The sequence below is a fragment of the Gaoshiqia hydrogeniformans genome, from assembly GCF_049347105.1.
GTDB lineage: Bacteria > Bacteroidota > Bacteroidia > Bacteroidales > Prolixibacteraceae > Gaoshiqia > Gaoshiqia hydrogeniformans.
Genome location: NZ_CP186334.1, coordinates 880,855 through 900,008, shown reverse-complemented (window position 1 = coordinate 900,008; position 19,154 = coordinate 880,855). Strand labels below are relative to the sequence as shown.

Here is a 19,154-nt window from a genome sequence, read left to right as displayed (position 1 = left end):
GTGAACATCAATATTTTTATAAAGAAGAAATGATAATGGGACGCAAACCTAACCGGGAACAGGGATTCAATTATTCGTCGGCCGGGATTTATTTTCTGACCGTTTGCTGCAAAAACCGCATCCATTGGTTGGGACAAATAAACGATCGTGTGATGGAACGAAACCCGTACGGCGTTATCGTGCAGCAACAAATAAAATAGTTACCGAAAATAAAATCGATATCCGAATTGATGGGACATTTAAAACCAAATCGTCCAAACAAATCCATTTGGCCGGAAATGCCGTGTTCGAATGGCAACGGTTGTTTCACGGCTACATAATCCGGTCGTCCGAATCGTACGAACGGATTGATGCCTACATTACCCAAAATCCCGGCAAATGGGACGATGACCAATTTAATAAACCCGAAAAACAAAAGTTCTGGTTCGTATCGGCTGTTCTTTTAACTTCTTTAAATTTGCTTGTTTTTCCATAGCTTTACGATATATTAACCAACCCGCCGTTATGATTCTGAAAGTTGCCTTGTTGATGTCCATGTTGTTCCAGTTGGGGGCAACCATCATCGCGGTTAGCCTGATCCGCCGTACCCGCTACAACATTTCCTGGATCCTGATTTCGGCCAGCCTGGTGCTGATGGCCGTCCGCCGCTTTACCGATTTCTCGGCGCTCTTTCTGGCGGCCAGGTTATTTCCCAAAGAAGAATTTAATGTATGGATCGGGGTGGTGATTTCCCTGTTGATGTTCGTGGGGGTGATTTTTATCCGGAAAATATTTAACCTGCAGGACCGGATCGACCAACTGAAAGCGGAAAACGAGTCGCGGGTACTGTCGGCGGTCATTCAGGCCGAGGAAAAAGCGCGGCGTAGTTTTGCCCGCGACCTGCACGACGGGCTGGGCCCGGTACTGTCGTCGATTAAAATGAACCTGAGCGCTGTTGACCCCGATAAGCTCGACCAACCCAACAAAGCCATTGTGCAGCGTTCGTGCCTGGTCACCGACGAGGCGATTATCTCGTTAAAAGAAATCTCGGATAACCTGAGCCCGCACCTGCTCACCAATTACGGTCTGATCAAAGCGGTGGAAACCTTCGCCGACCACTTGCTGGAGGGGACCGGCATTGAATTCGACCTGCAATCCGAATTAAGCGAATCCCGGTATACGTACGAGTTGGAAATCAGCCTTTACCGGATTATTTCCGAATTGTGCAACAACAGCGTGAAACATGCTTCGTCCCGGCAGATCCGGATTTACATCGGCGACGACGAGCAGCAGATCCGCCTCTTGTATGCCGACGACGGCTGCGGCTTCGATGCAGGGAAATACATCGAAGGAACCGGGCAAGCCGGCATGGGGCTCGAAAATATCTTTTCGCGCACTAAGTCGCTGAAAGGGCGCTATCAGTTAGACACCGGACCGGGAAAAGGCTTTTCAATCGATATCCTGATTCCCCTGCTCAAAAATTAAGGGCATCGCTCCGTATCCCAATCATAAAAAAACAAACGATGAAGAAACTGAACATCTATCTGGTCGACGACCATTCCCTTTTTCGGGAGGGGCTGAGCTTTTTGCTTTCCAACTCAGATTTTGTTGATCAGATTTACGAGGCTGAAAACGGGAAGGACTTTATTGAGAAGCTGAAAGTAAATCCTGCTGATCTGGCGTTGCTCGATATCGAGATGCCCGTGATGAACGGGGTTGAAGCGGCGAAACAGGCCAGGGAAATTTGCCCTGATCTGAAGATGATTGCCCTGTCGATGTATTCGGACGAGAATTATTACACCAGCATGATTGAGGCGGGAGTACAGGGGTTTTTGCTGAAGAATTCCAGTTTTTCCGTGGTACGGAAAGCCATTGAAGAAGTAGCGCAGGGAAAGAATTATTTCTCGTACGAGATCATTCAGCTGCTGGTCAAACGAATAGGCCGGGACCCCGAAGAACAGAAACTCCAGGAAATCACTGACCGCGAGGCCGAGGTGCTGGTCGAAATATGTCACGGCTTGTCGAACAGCGAGATTGCCGATAAACTGCAAATCAGCAAACGAACAGTAGATAAGCACAGGCAAAACCTGCTCGACAAAACAAAATCGAAGAACACCGTATCGCTGGTCCTTTACGCGATTAAAAACGGGTATATTCAGATAAAATAATAACTTTTGCTGATCGGCATACGCTTAATGACGTAGACAAATTTTAGGTTTTAAGGCTGTTTCTGCTATTGCAATGATCAAATAGTTTTGTCATGGAACAAACAATGAATTTACCATGGCAACAAAGAAAACAAAACAACCAATTAACAAACTCTCTTCTCTCCATCAACGCATGTATGTTAAAACAGGCATCCTGCTCCTGTTCTTTTTAGTGACTTTCTCTTCGCTTTTTGCCCAGTTTAAAATTGATGCTCAATACCGCAACCGTTTTGAATTGCGTGATGGTTATCAAAAGCTGGCAGCCGACGGGAGTACGCCGGCCGCTTTCATTTCGCAACGAACACGTCTGTTGTTCACTTATGAATCAGAGGAGCTGAAAGTGAAATTTTCACCTCAGGATGTCCGGGTATGGGGAGATGAACAACTGGCCAGCTCTACCGGGGTGTTTGGCGATGAGGCATCGCTCGACCTGTTTGAAGCGTTTGTGGAGATTAAAACCGGCGGTGCGGGTTGGCTTTCGGTTGGCCGGCAGCAACTGGTTTACGACAATCAGCGTATTCTTGGCGCGAGAAACTGGAACCAAAACGGGATTGCTTATGATGCCCTTGTTTATAAATGGCATCCGCAGAGTTGGGATGTCCACCTTGGAGCCAGTTGGAATTCTACGGGCGAAAATTCGTCCGATAATTATTATGACCCTGCGCGAATCAAGGCGCTTAGCTACGTGTGGGCTAAACACAGCTTGTCTGAAAACTGGAACCTGTCATTGTCACACGTGGCTTCGGGAATGACCAGGTCGGAAACGGTGAACAAGCTTTATTTCCGCCAGACAACAGGATTGTATTCCACTTATAAAAGCGGTGACCTGAGCTTGTGGGGAAATGTGTACTATCAATTTGGGAAAAGTCAGGTCGGAAAGAAGGTGAGCGCCGTGTTGGTTGATGCCGAAGCCAAATATAAACTGGGCAAATTAACGCCTGGTATTGGCCTAAGTTACCTTTCGGGTAACAGTAAAACAGGAACAGATCAAGACACCGATCATTTGTTTAACATCCTGTATGGGGCGCGCCACCGGTTTTTCGGAGGAATGGACTATTTCCGCAGCTTCGATTCGCATACCAAACAAGGAGGCCTGGCCGACTATTATTTATTTCTGGACTATAAATTATCGAAAAAGACCAGTTTGAAAAACACCGGGCATTATTTCTGCCTGGCACAAACCAACCCGACAAGCCCTGATCGCAAAAACCTGGGCTACGAAAACGATCTGGCGCTGAAACACCAGTTTGCCGGTTGGGGCGAACTGGAGAGCGGCTATTTTTTCTACTTGCCAACCAGTTCGCTAAAAACAGTCCAGGGGATTACCGATGATAAATTCTCGCAGTTCCTTTACCTGCAACTGACGGTTACCCCTTCACTTTTCAAAAACTAAAATAAAAATCAGAGATATGAAAATTAAAAATTTAGCCTTGTTTTTGGCAGTTGTTATCATCTTTTCTGCCTGCTCATCAGGAAAGAAGAAAGAACAAACCATCAGTCTTTCCGGGGCGTTTGCATTGTACCCGCTGGTGATTAAATGGACTGAAGAATACCAAAAGGAGAACCCGGCGGTCCGCTTTAATGTTTCAGCAGGCGGGGCAGGCAAAGGAATGGCAGATGCGCTTTCGGGCACGGTTGACCTGGGGATGTTCTCCCGTGAAATTTCACAGGAAGAAATAAATAAAGGTGTTTGGTGGGTTGCCGTGACTAAAGACGCGGTGATCCCTACCATTAACGCGAACAGCCCCGTACTGGAGGCTATTCAAAAACGCGGGCTTACCCGCGATGAGTTCCGTAAAATTTTCATTACCGGTGAAGTTACCAACTGGGACCAGTTGCCCGGTATTGAAACCGATCTGGTCATTAATGTGTTTACCCGTTCGGATGCCTGCGGCGCCGCCGAGACCTGGGCCAATTACCTGGGCGCTAACCAGGAAAACCTTCAGGGAATTGGCATTTTTGGCGACCCCGGTTTGGCTGATGCCGTAGTCAAAGATGTAAAGGGCGTAGGCTTTAATAACACGATTTACTTGTATGATGTAAAAAAGGGGGTGAAAAATCAAGGCATTGAGGTCATCCCGATTGATGTCAATGAAAACGGCTTCATCGATGCAGATGAGGCATTTTATGACCGGTTTGACCAGGTACTGGCTGCTATTGCCGAAGGAAAATACCCTTCGCCTCCGGCCCGGGAACTTTACCTGGTTTCGAAGGGAAAACCGCAGAAACAGGCCACGATCGACTTTCTGAAATGGGTGGAAACCAAAGGGCAGGCCTTTGTTTCCGAAGCGGGTTATGTGCCGCTGTCCGGGTCAACCCTGGACGAGCAGATATTAAAATTCAATGATTAAAGCGGTGTTTTCATGAATCGAAACAGGAGACTGACAGATTTGATTGTCAACATCTGGATGCGGGGTGGGCTGTATTTATTACTGGCCATCCCTGTTTTCATTACAGTCGGTCTATATTGGAAAGCAGCTCCCCTGCTGGGCAGTCATTCGTTGACCGAACTGGTGTTTTCGGGGAAATGGTTCCCGATGAAAGGGGAATTCGGGTTTATGCCTTTTATTTACAGTTCGGCCTATGTTACCGTGTTGTCGTTTATTCTGTCGGCGCCATTGTGCCTGTTTGCCGCTGTGTACCTGACCCAATTTGGGAAAAGGCGTTTGCTCAACATCATGCTCCCGGTGATTGATATCCTGGCCGGTATCCCCTCGGTCGTTTACGGAGTATGGGGCGTATTGGTGATCGTGCCGGCTGTTTCGGGTTATGTGGCCCCGTTTTTTGGAGCTGCCAGCTCCGGTTACAGCTTGCTTGCCGGAGGCATTGTCCTGGCGGTCATGTGTATTCCTTATATGCTGAACATGCTCATCGAAGTATTCCATACCATTCCCGTGGGCATGAAAGAAGCCTCGTTATCACTGGGGGCCACGCATTGGGAAATGGTAAAACATGTCATCATCAGGAAAGGTTTTCCGGGGATTATCTCCGCTTTTGGTTTGGGCATTGCCAAGGCATTTGGCGAGACCATCGCGGTGTTGATGGTAGTCGGCAACACGCTTGGGACATCTCTCTCCCCTTTCAGCCCTGGCTATCCGTTACCAGCGCTCATCGCCAACAATTATGGCGAAATGATGTCAATCCCCGATTACGATTCGGCGCTGATGTTTTCAGCCTTGCTGTTGTTTGTTATTATTCTGGTCATTAACCTGTTTTTTAGGTATTTCATTCATAAAACCGAAAAGTCATGAGAAAATGGAAATTGATGGAAGAATGGATATTCAAGGCGATTTCCTTTCTGGCTGCCTACTCCGTTATTTTTATCCTGTTATTCCTCCTGTTTGTTGTTTTCAACAAAGGAGTTGGCGCCTTGTCGTGGGATACGATCACCAAACTCCCCCAAGGAGGCTACTATTTTGGAGGTGAAGGAGGCATATTGAATGCCATCGTTGGCTCGTTTTACCTGTCGGTTGGCGCCACGGTGCTGGCGGTCTTTATTGGACTCCCGGCAGCCCTGTTTATCAATGTACAACTGATCAGGCTCAAACGGACACAAAACACCATCCGCTACTTGCTGGATGCACTTTGGGGTATCCCTTCCATTGTATACGGGGCTTTTGGATTTGCCGTGATGTTATTTTTCGGGCTGAACGCTTCGTTGCTGGCAGGTACCATTACCGTGGCCCTGCTTATCACGCCTATTCTGGTGCGGGCTTTCGACGAAGTGCTGAAAACCATTCCGATAGAACTCCAGGAGGCTTCCTTTTCGCTGGGCTCAACCCGTACCGAAACCGCGATGAAAGTGTTGTTCAAACAAGGCTTTGCCGGATTTATCACTGCCCTGTTGCTGGCTTTTGGCCGCGGAATTGGCGACGCCGCCTCGGTACTTTTTACGGCAGGTTACACCGACAACATCCCGGTAACGCTCGATGAACCGGTAGCAACCTTGCCCCTGGCCATCTTCTTTCAGCTTGGTTCACCCATCGAAGAAGTCCGCCAACGGGCCTATGCGGCCGCGGTCGTTCTGACCTTTTTTATTTTGGTGATCAGTGTTTCGGCAAGGCTGCTATCCAAACGGTATTCAAAAAATATAATAAAATAGAGGAATGATGTTTACAGACCAGATATCCGATTCTACAAAAATCAACATCGCTAAATCAAAATCAGGCATGGGAAAAAAGGGAACAGAAAAGCCAATTATTGAAATCAAAGGGTTAAATGTAAAAACGAGGGAAGGTGAAATCCTGAAAAACATCAATTTGGATATTCCCAGGAATAAAATTATTGTTTTGCTCGGGCCCTCAGGTTGCGGGAAAACTACTTTGCTCAAAAGCCTGAACCGGCTGACCGACCTTCACAAAGAATTGCAGGTCAGCGGAGAGGTGTTCATCGACGGGAAAGATATTTTGAAAGCCAGTCAGGATCTCCCGGTTATGAGACAAAAGATGGGTTTGTTGTCCCAGCGCCCATTTCCCTTACCGGTCTCAATCTATAAAAATGTGGCTTACGGGTTAAAACTGAAAGGTATCCGCGACAAGAAACTGATTGCCCATGCCGTAGAAGCCAACCTGAAACGGGTGGGCTTGTGGGAAGAAGTGAAAGACCGGCTGAACAGCCCGGCTACCAGCCTGTCAATCGGGCAGCAGCAGCGTTTGTGCCTGGCCCGCGGTTTGGCTGTTAAGCCAACAATTATCCTGGCCGACGAGCCCACATCGGCGCTGGATCCAATTTCAACCAGGATTATTGAGGATCTTTTTAAAGAGCTCAAACAGCATTACACAATTATTCTGGTTACCCATGTGCTTCGCCAGGCTGTCCGTTTGGCCGACCATGTAGTATTTATGTATTATGGCGATATTATCGAACAAGGTCATCCGGATGATATTCTGAAAAACCCGAGAACAGATATCCTGAAAAGATATTTAACTGATGGAAATTAGAAGATCTAATGCCAAGTTTACATCAGGATGAGCGTATTCGGGCTAAAACAGTTATTTTTGGTTATCTGTTTAACCTGTTTGCGCGTACATCCGGATAAATTATGGGAGATTTCAAAACACACGTTGTAATTGCCGATACCCAGTTCCTGGTGGTTGAGGCCCTGAAAGCTGTGCTGGGCGAAGACGAACGCCTGCTGATTTCGGGAGTGGCTCAGAACCGGCACGAGTTGAATAGGTTGTTCGAAAAAGTGGTTGTCGACCTGTTAATCACCGATACCAACCTGTTCGATTATTCCGGCGCCGACGAACTGAAAACCATCAAACACTTCAACCCGGGACTGAAAATCCTGGTTCTTACCAATCAGCTGACAAAAGACGAATTTACGGCGCTTACCCGCGTCGGCGTGAACAACATCATATACAAAACAGCCGGGCGGGAAGAGATTTTAACCGCTGTGGAGTTCGCGGCCCGGGGTAAAAAGTTTTATGGCAGCGAAATCCTCGATATGATTACGGCCGGGAAAGAAAACCGGCATGAACCGGAAGCGCCAGCTCATTTAACGCAGTCGGAGCTGGACATTGTACGCCTGATTGTTACCGGCTTGACCACCAAAGAAATTGCTTCGAAAAAATCAATCAGTATTCATACGGCCAACACCCACCGGAAAAATATTTTCAGAAAACTGAATGTGAACAATGTGTCCGAATTAATCATGTATGCCATCAAATCCGGTTGGATCGACTCCATTGAATATTACATTTAAGTGTCGATCGTGAATTTATCGCCTAAACAGGGTAGATGATATACCTAAAACATGGTATTTACATCGCCGAAAGATCTGTGCAACTTTGTAAGATGAAAACCAGTATCATGTCAAGTCAACAGTAAATTAAAAAAGCAGATATATGGCAAAGATTGCAAAAACATTAACCGATTTAATTGGAAAAACGCCTTTGCTGGAGTTATCCAATTTTAATGCAGAACATCAGTTGGAATCGCAGCTGATTGCAAAACTTGAATCTTTTAACCCCGGCGGAAGCGTGAAAGACCGGATTGGTTACGCGATGATTGCCGACGCCGAAGAACGGGGAATCCTGAAACCGGGATCGGTCATTATTGAGCCTACCAGCGGGAATACCGGCATTGCGCTGGCATTTGTGGCTGCGGCCAAAGGTTACCGGCTGATCCTGACCATGCCCGAAACCATGAGCCTGGAACGCCGGAGCTTACTTAAAGCGCTGGGCGCCGAGCTGGTGCTTACCCCCGGCAAAGAGGGGATGAAAGGCGCCATCGCCAAAGCCGTGGAGATTGCCGGATCGACCCCAAACTCGTTTATTCCGCAGCAGTTTAAAAACCTGGCCAACCCGGAAATTCACCGCCGCACCACGGCGATCGAAATCTGGGATGACACCGATGGCGAGGTCGATATCTTTGTTTCGGGAATCGGGACCGGAGGTACCATTACCGGGGTGGGAGACGTGCTGAAACAGCGAAAGCCGTCCGTTCAGGTCATTGCCGTCGAACCGGTTGATTCGCCGGTACTTTCGGGCGGAAGCCCGGGTCCGCACAAGATACAGGGCATTGGTGCCGGTTTTGTACCCGATGTTTTGAATACCTCCCTGTTTGATGAGATTATCACGGTATCGAATGAAGATGCCTTTAAAACCAGCCGCCAGTTAGCCCGTTCCGAAGGCCTGCTGGTGGGGATTTCTTCGGGCGCCGCCGCCTGGGCAGCCTTGCAGGTTGCCAAACGTCCGGAAAATAAAGGCAAAAAAATTGTGGTTGTGCTCCCCGATACCGGCGAACGATACCTGTCGACTGTTCTTTACCAGGTTGAAGAAGCAACGGCAGAAGCAAGTCATTAATTCAAAGCGTATAGATAGTTTGGTGATTTGAAATACAATTTGAACAATTCGATCCCGGCAGGCAATTGGTTGCTTCCGGGATTTTTTTATGGACTGACGTTTTGTTTGTCATCCGGTTATTCGGCAGCAACAACCGATTTCATACCGGCTGACGGCATGATATTTTCCCCGTTGATTTGTCTTTTGGCAGGTTTAAAGTAAAAGTTGTGTTATATTTGATCGGTTTTGTTTTTACAGGGCTTAATGAGAAGAGATGATTTTGCCGGTAACCATTTCACCTGGATGGGCCGGTATTTGGTTTAATGATAACATGAACTTTAAAGCTGTTTCCCATATTCTCATGCGGATCATGGTTATTTCAGCCATTTCGCTGTTGGCCTGTGTGCCGGTGGCGATTCTGTACCGCGAACCTGCTACCCCTTTTATTTATTCGGCGCTCACGGCTTCGGCCCTGGCCGGTTTCCTTTTTCTTTTCGGAGGAAAATTACCGGGGCTTGACTCGTTTACCAGGCGCGAAGCGTATTTGTCGGTTTCATTTTCCTGGTTGATTATTTCCCTGATCGGGGCCATCCCTTATCTCATCAGCGGAGCCATTCCCAACCTGACAGATGCTGTGTTTGAGTCGGTTTCCGGCTTTACCACCACCGGCTCGTCGATACTGACTGATATTGAGAGCCTGCCAAAATCCATTTTATTCTGGCGCAGTACCACTCACTGGATCGGAGGCCTGGGCATTATCGTGCTGGTGATTGTGATCATGCCTTCGCTCAATATTGGCGGTTATAACCTGTTCACCCTGGAATCGTCTTTTCAGGAGAAGATTCAGCCTAAAATTAAATCGGTGGGACGCCGGTTGTTGTATATTTACCTGGTACTCTCGTTAAGCGAAACGCTTCTTTTGCTGGCCGGCGGGATGAACCTGTTCGAAAGCGTGTGCCATACCTTCGGGACGGTAGCCACCGGGGGATTCTCACCAAAGAATACGAGTATTGGCGGTTATTCGCCTTACATTCAGTACATCGTGATGATTTTCATGATGCTCTCGGGGATGAACTTTGTCATTCATTATTACCTCGTGAAACGGGAATTTAAGAAGATCAGACAAAATGAAGAACTGAAGTTTTACCTGCTGGTCATTTTCCTTTCGGGCTTTATCATTACCGGAATTTTATATTTTCAAACCGACCGGTCATTTGAGCCGGCATTCAGGGAGTCTTTTTTTCAGGTTATTTCCATTATCACCTGCACGGGCTATGCTTCGGCCGACTATCTGCTTTGGCCGGCTTTTGGCGCGGTTCTCATTTTTATGTTGATGTTTTTTGGCGGCAGCACCGGGTCTACGGCAGGCGGAATAAAAATGGCGCGGCACCTGGTTTCAATCAAGAATAGCTACCGGAGTTTCCGCCTGATGATTTCTCCCAACGCCATAATTCCTTTGCGGATTAACAACCGGTCGATGAGTACGGATGAGAACAACGGAATTTTAACCTTTATTCTTTGGTATTTTTTTATTTTCGTTTTGGGAAGTATGTTGCTGATTTTTTTTGGGAACGACCTGGCAACGGCAGGCAGCTCGGTGGCAACAGCGATGGGAGGCATTGGCCCGGGTTTTGGAACAGTTGGCCCGGCGAGTAACTTTGCCCACCTTTCGGAGGCATCGAAAGTAACGATGGGATTTTTAATGATTCTTGGCCGTTTGGAGATTTATACGGTCATCATGTTGTTTACGCCCTGGTTCTGGAAAAACTGAGAAATGAACCGAGGATTTGTTTTTCCTAAAATGAAATTTGAGATTAATCATGTTTAAAATGAAACAGAATGGTGTTACAGGTATTGCTTTTAGTGGTTGGATTTGTTTTGTTGATTAAAGGAGCTGACTGGCTGGTATCGGGCGCTTCGGCGCTGGGAAAAAAATTCAATATTTCCGATCTGGCTATTGGCTTAACGATTGTCGCTTTCGGGACCTCGGCTCCCGAGCTGGTGGTGAATGCTATCGCTGCTTTCGAAAATAAACCCGAACTGATCTTTGGTAACGTGATTGGCAGCAACAATATTAACCTGTTTGTTATTCTGGGGCTTACCGGACTGATCACCCCACTGGCCGTTAAATCGAGCACGGCCTGGCGCGAGATTCCCCTGTCGTTTGGAGCCATTGTGGTCTTGTTCCTGCTGGCCAATAACCTGTTCCTGTACGGCTCGCCCTGGCTTTCGCGGCTCGACGGGCTCGTCCTGATGCTGATGTTCGTTTTGTTCCTGTTTTACGTGTACCGGCAACTGAAATCGGATATCATTCAGGCGGAAGACGGGGTGAAAGAACTGACAAACCTGAAGATTGTATTTTTTGTACTGATCGGGATCGCGGGTCTGGTGGGCGGAGGTAAAATGGTGATGAACAGCGCCGTCGCGATTGCCCAAAACCTGGGGGTGAGCGAGAAGATTATCGGTTTAACCATCGTGGCACTCGGAACTTCACTGCCCGAATTATCGACTTCGGTGGTGGCTGCGCTGAAAAAGAATGTCGATATCGCCGTGGGCAACATTATTGGCTCCAATATCTTCAATATATTCCTGATCCTGTCCGTCAGCTCGCTCATCCGGCCCATCACATATAATCAGTCGTTTAATACCGACCTGTATTTGCTGGCCGGCGGAACCTTGTTTTTGTACCTGGCCATGTTTACCGGCGGACGGAAAAAACTCGACCGCTGGGAAGCAGCGCTTTTATTAATTGCTTACCTGGTATATACCTGGCTGTTAATCCGTCAGGAGATTCATTAACCGGATTTTTTTTAACGACGGTGTTGTTTCTTACGCAACCAGCTTTTGCAGTAAGCCGATCAGGATGTAACTGATGATCAGCAAGGGTAAAGCATATAATTGCAGGGTGGCCAACAGAAGCAGGCATAGTCCGGCAAACAAAAAACGGACCTGGTTTCCCTGCCATTTCAGGTGTTTGAATTTCATGGAAAACATCGGGATTTCGGAAATCATCAGGGCCGAAAGCGCCACCATCACGGTTAATAAGTTGAACCGGTTCAGAATGAGCTGGCTGACAAGGGTGTTTGTCCCGAGGTCGAGGACTAAGGCCAGCGCTGCATAAAACAAAGCATTTGCCGGAATGGGGAGTCCCAGAAAGTTTTCGCTTTGCCGGGTGTCGAGGTTAAACTTTGCCAGGCGGAATGCACCCGATACGGGAACAAGTACCACGGAAAACAGAAAAATCCATTGCAAGGGGTTGGCCTGGATTTCTGCGATTGGCCGGTTTACCCGGAACATGGCCAGTTCGAGCATGGTCATCAAGATGGCTGCAGGCGCCAATCCGAATGAGATCAGGTCGGCCAGGGAGTCGAGTTGTTTGCCGATTTCGGAATATGTTCCCAGCAAACGGGCTGCCAGTCCGTCGAGAAAATCAAATACAGCGGCAGCTCCGATACAAACAGCGGCCCAACCCAGTTGTCCTTCAATTCCTAAAAAAACGGCAACACAACCGGTTGCCAGGTTTAATGCCGTAATAAAATTCGGCACCCAGTAAAACAAATTTCGTATGTTATTCATTAGCTTAATTCTCCAATAATCGTTTGCGATCCGGTAACTTTATCTCCCAGTTTAACCTTCAGCCTGGTATCGGTGGGCAGGTACAGGTCCACCCGCGATCCAAAGCGGATAAAACCCATTTCAACTTCCTGGGTCACTTGTTGCCCTTCGTGCAGAAAGTTCAGGATTCGGCGGGCCATGGCGCCGGCAACCTGGTTGGCCATGATTTCCCGGCCGTCGTTCAATTGAATGGCGGTGCAGAACCGCTCGTTTTCGTCGGCCGACTTATCTTTAAATGCTGCATAAAATTCGCCTTCCTTGTGTTTCAGGTAAGTCACCTTCCCCGGAACCGGAGCCCAGTTAATGTGAACATTCAGCGGCGACATAAAGATCGATACTTTTAAGCAGGTCTTTTTCAGGTATTCTTTTTCCTCACATTCTTCAATGATACAGATTTTACCGTCGGCGGGCGCCAGCACGAGCTGGTCGTTAAGCGTTACTTTCCGGCTTGGATACCTGAAAAACTGAAGTACCAGCGCTAACATCACCAGGGTAGCCAATAAAAGTAAGGTATGGAATACCTGTATGGAAATGAACAACCAACCGATAAAGTTAAGGGCAACAACCAAGAAGATGGTGTTGCGGATAATTTTTTTTCCCGCCGGATGAAATCTCATGATTTTATTTATTTCGTTGGCGCAAAAATAAAGAAATAAGGATTAAACACGAAGCCGGGACGAATAATGTGGCAATTTAATTTCAAGGATGAATCTAATCAGATGATCCGGACGTAGAGAACCAACACCGGGATGGCAAAAAGCAGTGAGTCGAACCGGTCGAGGATACCGCCATGCCCCGGAAAGAAGCGGCCGCTGTCTTTCACCCCGAACTGCCGTTTTAACATGGACTCGGACAGGTCGCCGAAGGTTGCGGCAATTACGGTGAGAACTGCAATGATCAACCAGTGTATGAGCGCGATTTCGGGGATGAAGCCCGAAATCAGCCATCCGGCTGCCAGCGCCGTCAAAGCGCCGCCAATGGCGCCTTCCCATGATTTTTTAGGGGAAATACGCTCGAATAAACGGTGTTTCCCGAAACTGACGCCAAATAAATATGCACCCGAATCGTAGACCCAGATGATCGACAGCAAGGCAATCATCAGCCGGGGCGAATAGCTCCCGTCGCCGGAAAAAACCAAAAAGTTGCTTAGCCCCAGGGGAACTGCGATGTAAAAGAATCCGCAAATCGTTGCCGAAATGTTTTGAAGTGAGGATTCGTGCCCCTGGTATAATTCCAGCACAAAGGACAGGAGCAGAACGGGGATCAGGGTCATGTAAAATACCGGTGAAACCAGTTGAGCGGCAATCAGGAACGAAAGTACAAAAAACAAGATTCCCGAGACGAACCCAACGAATCTGTTTGGTTTGAGCGGACTGTTTTTCAGCAGACCGTAGTATTCAACCAGGCAACCGGCAAGAATAAGCAAAAAAAGCCCGGCAAAGGAATATTTATGGAGGAACAAACTTGCAAGGATAACTGTAACGACAACAATGCCGGTCAGGGAGCGAATGATCAGGTTTTTCAATTTTTTAGTTTTTTGAGGATATCAAAAGCCAGTTCTTTAAAAGGGTTCGTCGCACAAAAGTACAAATAAATTACGGGGACCATGCATCCCCATCACCAGCGTTTTTTCAATATCGGCGGTCCGGCTGGGGCCGGTAATGTTTGTGATCATTGACGGAAGATCATTCCTGTATTTCTCCTGCAACTGTTCGAGTGCGTTGTCCAGGTACCTGACCAGTTGTTTTTGATGGGCAATCACGATATGTGTTTCAGGGAAAACGTGTAACCTTCGTCCTGAATAACCGGCAGAACTGACCAAAACCGAACCCAGGTGCGCCACTAAAAACTCGCAGGGGGTAATTCCAACCTGCACGTTTTCAAATTCTTCTGCGGCATCCTGGTAAGCCAGTTTTCCATCTAAAGCCTGTTTCAATGTCGGGTCGAGGCAGAAAACAGCATCCCGGCTTTCCTGTTTGGCCAGGGCTTCAACCTGCAAAACAGCTTCGCTCAGGTTTTTGGGGCGGATAACCTTTCCGCCAACCAGTTCCAGGTTTTCCTGAAACCAGTCGGCCAGGCTTTTATCCGTATCCAGATAAACCGGCGATTCGAAATCGGGTTTCGGCGGTTGATCCGCTTTTCGCCGGTCTGCGGCTTTTTTTAACCTGTTCAGTATGTTTTCGCGGGATGACATAAGTGGTTTATTCAATTTCTTTCGGTTCGCCGACTGCGGTTTTTTGTGTATCCCCGCTGCCGTTGTCGCCCAATTGTTCTTCCTTGGCCCAGGGGCGTTTCCCAAAGATATCTTCGAGGTCTTCTCCAAAAATAACTTCTTTCTCAAGCAGTTTTTCCGCCAGCTTTTGGTGTCCTTCCCGGTGGTCTCTCAGCACCTGGAGCGCCCTGTCGTATTGTCTGTCAATCAGTTCTTTCGCTTCGGCGTCAATTAATTCGGCCGTTTTTTCACTATAGGGTTTGGTAAAGCCAAAATCACTCTGTCCGGTCGAGTCGTAAAAGCTGACGTTGCCCACTTTATCGCTCATCCCGAAAATGCTGATCATGGCATAGGCTTGTTTGGTTACCTTCTCCAGGTCGTTTTGGGCGCCCGATGAGATGCTTTCGAAGACCAGTTGTTCGGCGGCGCGTCCGCCAAGAGCCGAACACATTTCATCCAGGAGCTGCTCTTTGGTGGTCAGCGACCGTTCTTCAGGCAGATACCAGGCAGCCCCCAGGGCTTTTCCGCGGGGAACAATGGTTACTTTTACCAGCGGGTGGGCATGTTCGAGCAGCCAGCTGATGGTGGCGTGCCCGGCTTCGTGGTATGCAATCCGTCGTTTTTCGTCTTTCGAAATGATTTTATTTTTCTTTTCAAGTCCGCCGATAATCCGGTCAACGGCATCCAGAAAATCCTGTTTGGTTACATGCTCGCGGGTTCTGCGGGCAGCAATCAACGCAGCTTCGTTACAAACATTGGCAATATCGGCCCCGGAGAAGCCCGGCGTTTGTTTGGCCAGAAAATTAACTTCCACTTCGCTTGCCAGTTTGATGGGGCGAAGATGTACCTGGAAGATTTCTCTGCGTTCATTCAGGTCGGGCAGTTCCACATGGATCTGCCGGTCAAAACGTCCGGCGCGCATCAGGGCCCGGTCGAGGATATCGGCCCGGTTGGTGGCAGCCAGGATGATGACCCCGGAATTCGTATCGAACCCGTCCATTTCGGTTAACAGCTGGTTGAGCGTGTTTTCACGTTCGTCGTTTGAACCCATATTCGGGTTTTTGCCACGGGCGCGGCCAATGGCGTCAATTTCGTCGATGAAGACGATACAAGGCGCTTTTTCCTTGGCTTGTTTAAACAAGTCGCGCACGCGCGAAGCTCCCACACCAACAAACATTTCCACGAAGTCGGAACCCGACATGGAGAAAAACGGCACATTGGCTTCGCCGGCAACGGCCTTGGCAAGCAAAGTTTTACCTGTTCCCGGGGGGCCGACCAACAAGGCTCCTTTCGGAATTTTACCGCCCAGCTTGGTGTACTTGGCCGGGTTTTTCAGAAACTCCACAATTTCTTCGACTTCCTGTTTGGCTTCGGCCAGACCGGCTACATCTTTAAAAGTGGTATTCACCCTCGAGTCTTTGTCGAATACCTTTGCCTGCGATTTGCCCACGCTAAAAATATTCCCCGCGCCGCCTGCGCCACCGCCGCCTTTGCTCATCCGGCGGAAAATCCACCACCAGATCCCGATAATCAGCAGGAAAGGCAGGATCCATCCGATCACTTCACTAAAATAATTGTGTACGGTTTTATATTCAACAGTAATACGGTCGGTATCCTTAAAGTCTTCCTGGGCCGAACGCAGGTTGTCTTCAAATGTCTCGACCGACCCGATGGTGAAGAAGTAGTGCGGCCCAAATTTAGAAGGAGTATTGAATCCCTGGTTCAGCTTGTCTGCGTAATCGGGATAGCTGTCATCTTTCAGATAAATTTGAGCTTCTTCCCGGTTAATAACCACAATTTTAGAAATATCGTGGTTTTTGAGCATCGTATTTTTTACTTCCTGCCAGTTTGTCTCAACAGGCCCGCCTCCAAAACTGAAATACTGAATGGCCAGGAAAATGATGATCACGATCCCGTAAATCCAGTATGGATTGAATTTTGGCGGTTTATTCCCGGGTTTAAAGTTCCCCGTATTTGGCCGTTGATTTGTATGATTTGTTTTTTTTGCCATCTATTTCAAGTTTTCTACATTAATTTCTTCTACTGCTGCGTCGGCCCAAAGTGTTTCGAGGTCGTAAAAACTTCGCGCTTCGCGCTGGAATACATGAACCATGATATCTGCATAGTCAAGTAGAATCCAGATCGCGTTTTTGTATCCGTCTTTGTGCCAGGCTTTTTCTCCGGTTAATTCAGCAACGGTATCTTCAACCGATTGTGCAATGGCATCCACGTGTGTACTGGAATTTCCATGACAAATGATGAAATAATTGCATTCGGAGTGGTTTATTTTTGTTAAATCAATTTTGACAATATCTAATCCTTTTTTTCGATCAATGCCTTCGATAATGGCATTTACTAATTCTTCCGCATCCCTCTCTTTTTGTGTTTTACTCATAAAATCTATTTAGAAATACAAAGATAAATTTTTTCGTTTATTTTGGTGTTCAAAACGGTCACGGGTAATAACCTGAGAATTAAAAAAATAGTTTAATCTGCATTGTTAAAAAACTTAAACAGTTATGTCATCCGAAATCGGTCATACCATTGTACGTATTGAAAGTACCCCAAGTACCAATAACTATGCCACCAGCCAAGTGCGTGAGAATGAAGTGGAAGCAGGTACTGTCTTTTTGACATACCGCCAAACGGCCGGCCGCGGGCAACTGTCGAATGTATGGGAAAGCGAGACCGGGAAAAACCTGACTTTTTCCATTTTTCTTCAACCGGCTTTCCTGGATATCCGTCGGCAATTTTTACTGGCCAAGGTGGTGTGCCTCGGGCTGGAGGCCTTTTTAAGTGAACTGACGGGTCAGGTGACGATCAAATGGCCGAACGATATTTATGCCGGCGACCGGAAAATCTGCGGGGTTCTGATCGAAAATGCGATCATGCACGGGCAGATCAGCCAATCCATTGTCGGGATCGGGGTAAACATCAATCAAACCCGCTTTGTATCGGATGCGCCCAACCCGGTTTCGCTGAAAATGCTAACCGGCCGGACCTACGACCCGGATGTACTGCTTACCGGCTTGCTGCTGAAGATCAGCTTTTTCTACCGGAAGTTGGAGAACGGCCGTTACCGGGAGTTGGATGAGGCCTTTCTCCAAAAGCTTTACCGGCTGAATGAATGGCATACCTACCGGGACGAAACGCATCAATATACCGGACGAATTATTGGCCTGAATGAAATCGGCCAGTTAAAAATTGAAGAGAAAGACGGACCGGTACACGAATACCATTTTAAGGAAGTTGCCTATCTGTAAGTTCCGATTCATGCTTTGATTTTGTACATTTAAAACCGAAATAGTTAATACATTATATGAAAGCGCTGGTTCTTGAAGCATATCATTGCTTTGAATTTAAGGAAGTTGAAAAGCCGGTTATTGCCGGCGACGAGGTGTTGGTGCGGGTGAAAGCAGTAGGCATTTGCGGCAGTGATGTGCATGGCATGGACGGCAGCACCGGGCGCCGGATTCCTCCGGTGATCATGGGGCATGAGGCATCGGGCCAGATCGTCGAAGTCGGGAAAAACGTTACCGGCTGGTCGGCTGGAGACCGGGTCACTTTTGATTCGACGATTTACCGGCTGGATGACTGGTACACCCGCAAAGGCTTGTACAACCTGAGCGACAACCGCGTTGTGCTGGGCGTTTCGTGTGGTGAGTACCGCATGCATGGCGCTTTTGCCGAGTTTGTTGCGGTGCCGCAACACATTTTGTACCGTTTGCCTGACCAGGTGACCTACACGCAGGCTGCCATGGTGGAACCGGTTGCCGTGGCTATGCACGCCCTTTCGCTGGCAAAGCCCGGGCTAAACGACACCGTGGTGATTGTCGGCGCCGGAATGATCGGATTGTTCGTAATCCAATTGCTGAAAGTAGCCGGTTGCGGAAAAATAATCGCTGTAGACCTGGATGACGACAAACTGATCCTGGCAGCTCAACTGGGTGCAACACATTGTTTTAACAGCAAACAGGTGAATGTGCCCGCTGAATTGGCTAGCCTGACAAACGGCCGGGGAGCCGATCAGGCCTTCGAAGCCGTCGGGATAACGCCCACAGTGCAATTGGCCATAGCAAGTGTCAGGAAAGGCGGAAAGCTTACGTTGCTGGGCAACCTGGCTCCAACTATTGAATTCCCGCTTCAGGCCGTGGTGACCCGGCAATTGAACGTGCAGGGCAGCTGCGCCATTTGCGGCGAATATCCGGCCGTACTCGATTTAGTTGCTGCCGGAAAAGTGAATGTGGATGCCCTGGTCAGCGCAGAAGCGCCCTTGAGCGAAGGGGCAGACTGGTTTAAACGATTGTACGCGAAAGAAAAAGGACTTGTAAAAGTGATCCTGAAACCGTAATTGAC

General features: G+C 48.1%; 20 protein-coding genes. 14 read left to right on the top strand and 6 right to left on the bottom strand.

All coding sequences use genetic code 11. The features are described from left to right. Positions 1-124 precede the first annotated feature (124 nt). From ACOIT5_RS03785 to ACOIT5_RS03730, 12 genes are all read left to right on the top strand, one after another. Complete coding sequence (locus ACOIT5_RS03785) at positions 125-475, top strand: hypothetical protein (protein ID WP_423129136.1); 351 nt, start codon at positions 125-127, stop codon at positions 473-475. Between the two features lie 29 nt (positions 476-504). Further along, complete coding sequence (locus ACOIT5_RS03780) at positions 505-1,464, top strand: sensor histidine kinase (RefSeq protein WP_423129135.1); 960 nt, start codon at positions 505-507, stop codon at positions 1,462-1,464. A gap of 38 nt (positions 1,465-1,502) precedes the next feature. Continuing rightward, complete coding sequence (locus tag ACOIT5_RS03775) at positions 1,503-2,147, top strand: response regulator transcription factor (protein WP_423129134.1); 645 nt, start codon at positions 1,503-1,505, stop codon at positions 2,145-2,147. Between the two features lie 115 nt (positions 2,148-2,262). After that, positions 2,263-3,579: an alginate export family protein gene (locus tag ACOIT5_RS03770; RefSeq protein WP_423129133.1), complete on the top strand. Its 1,317-nt coding sequence runs from the start codon at positions 2,263-2,265 to the stop codon at positions 3,577-3,579. Positions 3,580-3,595: 16 nt separating this feature from the next. Then, positions 3,596-4,537: a PstS family phosphate ABC transporter substrate-binding protein gene (locus ACOIT5_RS03765; RefSeq protein ID WP_423129132.1), complete on the top strand. Its 942-nt coding sequence runs from the start codon at positions 3,596-3,598 to the stop codon at positions 4,535-4,537. 12 nt (positions 4,538-4,549) lie between these two features. Then, positions 4,550-5,437, top strand: a complete 888-nt coding sequence (pstC, locus tag ACOIT5_RS03760; RefSeq protein ID WP_423129131.1) for a phosphate ABC transporter permease subunit PstC — start codon at positions 4,550-4,552, stop codon at positions 5,435-5,437. Beyond that, a complete protein-coding gene (locus ACOIT5_RS03755; RefSeq protein ID WP_423129130.1) occupies positions 5,434-6,288 on the top strand; it encodes a PstA family ABC transporter permease in 855 nt (284 codons plus the stop codon). Before pstC ends, ACOIT5_RS03755 begins: the two co-directional genes overlap by 4 nt. A 4-nt stretch (positions 6,289-6,292) precedes the next feature. Next, on the top strand, positions 6,293-7,126 hold the full coding sequence (locus ACOIT5_RS03750) for a phosphate ABC transporter ATP-binding protein (protein WP_423129129.1): 834 nt from the start codon (positions 6,293-6,295) through the stop codon (positions 7,124-7,126). Between the two features lie 101 nt (positions 7,127-7,227). Beyond that, positions 7,228-7,890 (top strand): LuxR C-terminal-related transcriptional regulator, encoded by a 663-nt coding sequence (locus ACOIT5_RS03745; protein ID WP_423129128.1) that lies wholly within the window; start codon positions 7,228-7,230, stop codon positions 7,888-7,890. 142 nt (positions 7,891-8,032) lie between these two features. Further along, the gene (gene cysK, locus ACOIT5_RS03740; protein WP_423129127.1) at positions 8,033-8,992 is read left to right on the top strand and encodes a cysteine synthase A; all 960 of its coding nucleotides are present in this window, start codon (positions 8,033-8,035) and stop codon (positions 8,990-8,992) included. Positions 8,993-9,245: 253 nt separating this feature from the next. After that, on the top strand, positions 9,246-10,742 hold the full coding sequence (locus ACOIT5_RS03735; protein WP_423129126.1) for a TrkH family potassium uptake protein: 1,497 nt from the start codon (positions 9,246-9,248) through the stop codon (positions 10,740-10,742). Between the two features lie 68 nt (positions 10,743-10,810). Continuing rightward, positions 10,811-11,770, top strand: a complete 960-nt coding sequence (locus ACOIT5_RS03730) for a calcium/sodium antiporter (protein WP_423129125.1) — start codon at positions 10,811-10,813, stop codon at positions 11,768-11,770. Between the two features lie 30 nt (positions 11,771-11,800). Here the strand turns inward: ACOIT5_RS03730 and ACOIT5_RS03725 are convergent, their stop codons facing one another. From ACOIT5_RS03725 to rsfS, 6 genes are all read right to left on the bottom strand, one after another. Further along, a complete protein-coding gene (locus ACOIT5_RS03725) occupies positions 11,801-12,547 on the bottom strand; it encodes a CDP-alcohol phosphatidyltransferase family protein (protein WP_423129124.1) in 747 nt (248 codons plus the stop codon). Then, complete coding sequence (locus ACOIT5_RS03720) at positions 12,547-13,203, bottom strand: phosphatidylserine decarboxylase family protein (RefSeq protein WP_423129123.1); 657 nt, start codon at positions 13,201-13,203, stop codon at positions 12,547-12,549. The genes ACOIT5_RS03725 and ACOIT5_RS03720 overlap by 1 nt, the downstream gene beginning before the upstream one ends. A gap of 98 nt (positions 13,204-13,301) precedes the next feature. Continuing rightward, positions 13,302-14,111: a phosphatidate cytidylyltransferase gene (locus tag ACOIT5_RS03715; RefSeq protein WP_423129122.1), complete on the bottom strand. Its 810-nt coding sequence runs from the start codon at positions 14,109-14,111 to the stop codon at positions 13,302-13,304. 36 nt (positions 14,112-14,147) lie between these two features. Continuing rightward, positions 14,148-14,780, bottom strand: a complete 633-nt coding sequence (locus tag ACOIT5_RS03710; RefSeq protein ID WP_423129121.1) for a LutC/YkgG family protein — start codon at positions 14,778-14,780, stop codon at positions 14,148-14,150. Between the two features lie 7 nt (positions 14,781-14,787). Then, positions 14,788-16,809 carry an ATP-dependent zinc metalloprotease FtsH gene (gene ftsH / locus ACOIT5_RS03705; protein WP_423129120.1) on the bottom strand — a complete coding sequence of 674 codons (2,022 nt, stop codon included), beginning with the start codon at positions 16,807-16,809 and terminating at the stop codon, positions 14,788-14,790. Then, positions 16,810-17,193, bottom strand: coding sequence for a ribosome silencing factor (rsfS, locus tag ACOIT5_RS03700; RefSeq protein WP_423129119.1), 384 nt, complete (start codon positions 17,191-17,193; stop codon positions 16,810-16,812). A 124-nt stretch (positions 17,194-17,317) separates the two neighbouring features. On the opposite strand from rsfS, the gene ACOIT5_RS03695 reads away from it, so the two are divergent. Together ACOIT5_RS03695 and ACOIT5_RS03690 are read left to right on the top strand one after the other, a co-directional pair. After that, positions 17,318-18,061 (top strand): biotin--[acetyl-CoA-carboxylase] ligase, encoded by a 744-nt coding sequence (locus ACOIT5_RS03695; RefSeq protein ID WP_423129118.1) that lies wholly within the window; start codon positions 17,318-17,320, stop codon positions 18,059-18,061. Positions 18,062-18,117: 56 nt separating this feature from the next. Then, on the top strand, positions 18,118-19,149 hold the full coding sequence (locus tag ACOIT5_RS03690; protein ID WP_423129117.1) for a galactitol-1-phosphate 5-dehydrogenase: 1,032 nt from the start codon (positions 18,118-18,120) through the stop codon (positions 19,147-19,149). The last annotated feature ends 5 nt before the right edge of the window (positions 19,150-19,154 follow it).

Coding starts and splice junctions, on each gene's coding strand:
- ACOIT5_RS03780 (WP_423129135.1), top strand. CDS start 505: ATGATTCTGAAAGTTGCCTTGTTGATGTCCATGTTGTTCCAGTTGGGG.
- ACOIT5_RS03775 (WP_423129134.1), top strand. CDS start 1,503: ATGAAGAAACTGAACATCTATCTGGTCGACGACCATTCCCTTTTTCGG.
- ACOIT5_RS03770 (WP_423129133.1), top strand. CDS start 2,263: ATGGCAACAAAGAAAACAAAACAACCAATTAACAAACTCTCTTCTCTC.
- ACOIT5_RS03765 (WP_423129132.1), top strand. CDS start 3,596: ATGAAAATTAAAAATTTAGCCTTGTTTTTGGCAGTTGTTATCATCTTT.
- pstC (WP_423129131.1), top strand. CDS start 4,550: ATGAATCGAAACAGGAGACTGACAGATTTGATTGTCAACATCTGGATG.
- ACOIT5_RS03755 (WP_423129130.1), top strand. CDS start 5,434: ATGAGAAAATGGAAATTGATGGAAGAATGGATATTCAAGGCGATTTCC.
- ACOIT5_RS03750 (WP_423129129.1), top strand. CDS start 6,293: ATGATGTTTACAGACCAGATATCCGATTCTACAAAAATCAACATCGCT.
- ACOIT5_RS03745 (WP_423129128.1), top strand. CDS start 7,228: ATGGGAGATTTCAAAACACACGTTGTAATTGCCGATACCCAGTTCCTG.
- cysK (WP_423129127.1), top strand. CDS start 8,033: ATGGCAAAGATTGCAAAAACATTAACCGATTTAATTGGAAAAACGCCT.
- ACOIT5_RS03735 (WP_423129126.1), top strand. CDS start 9,246: ATGATTTTGCCGGTAACCATTTCACCTGGATGGGCCGGTATTTGGTTT.
- ACOIT5_RS03730 (WP_423129125.1), top strand. CDS start 10,811: ATGGTGTTACAGGTATTGCTTTTAGTGGTTGGATTTGTTTTGTTGATT.
- ACOIT5_RS03725 (WP_423129124.1), bottom strand. CDS start 12,547: ATGAATAACATACGAAATTTGTTTTACTGGGTGCCGAATTTTATTACG.
- ACOIT5_RS03720 (WP_423129123.1), bottom strand. CDS start 13,203: ATGAGATTTCATCCGGCGGGAAAAAAAATTATCCGCAACACCATCTTC.
- ACOIT5_RS03710 (WP_423129121.1), bottom strand. CDS start 14,780: ATGTCATCCCGCGAAAACATACTGAACAGGTTAAAAAAAGCCGCAGAC.
- ftsH (WP_423129120.1), bottom strand. CDS start 16,809: ATGGCAAAAAAAACAAATCATACAAATCAACGGCCAAATACGGGGAAC.
- rsfS (WP_423129119.1), bottom strand. CDS start 17,193: ATGAGTAAAACACAAAAAGAGAGGGATGCGGAAGAATTAGTAAATGCC.
- ACOIT5_RS03695 (WP_423129118.1), top strand. CDS start 17,318: ATGTCATCCGAAATCGGTCATACCATTGTACGTATTGAAAGTACCCCA.
- ACOIT5_RS03690 (WP_423129117.1), top strand. CDS start 18,118: ATGAAAGCGCTGGTTCTTGAAGCATATCATTGCTTTGAATTTAAGGAA.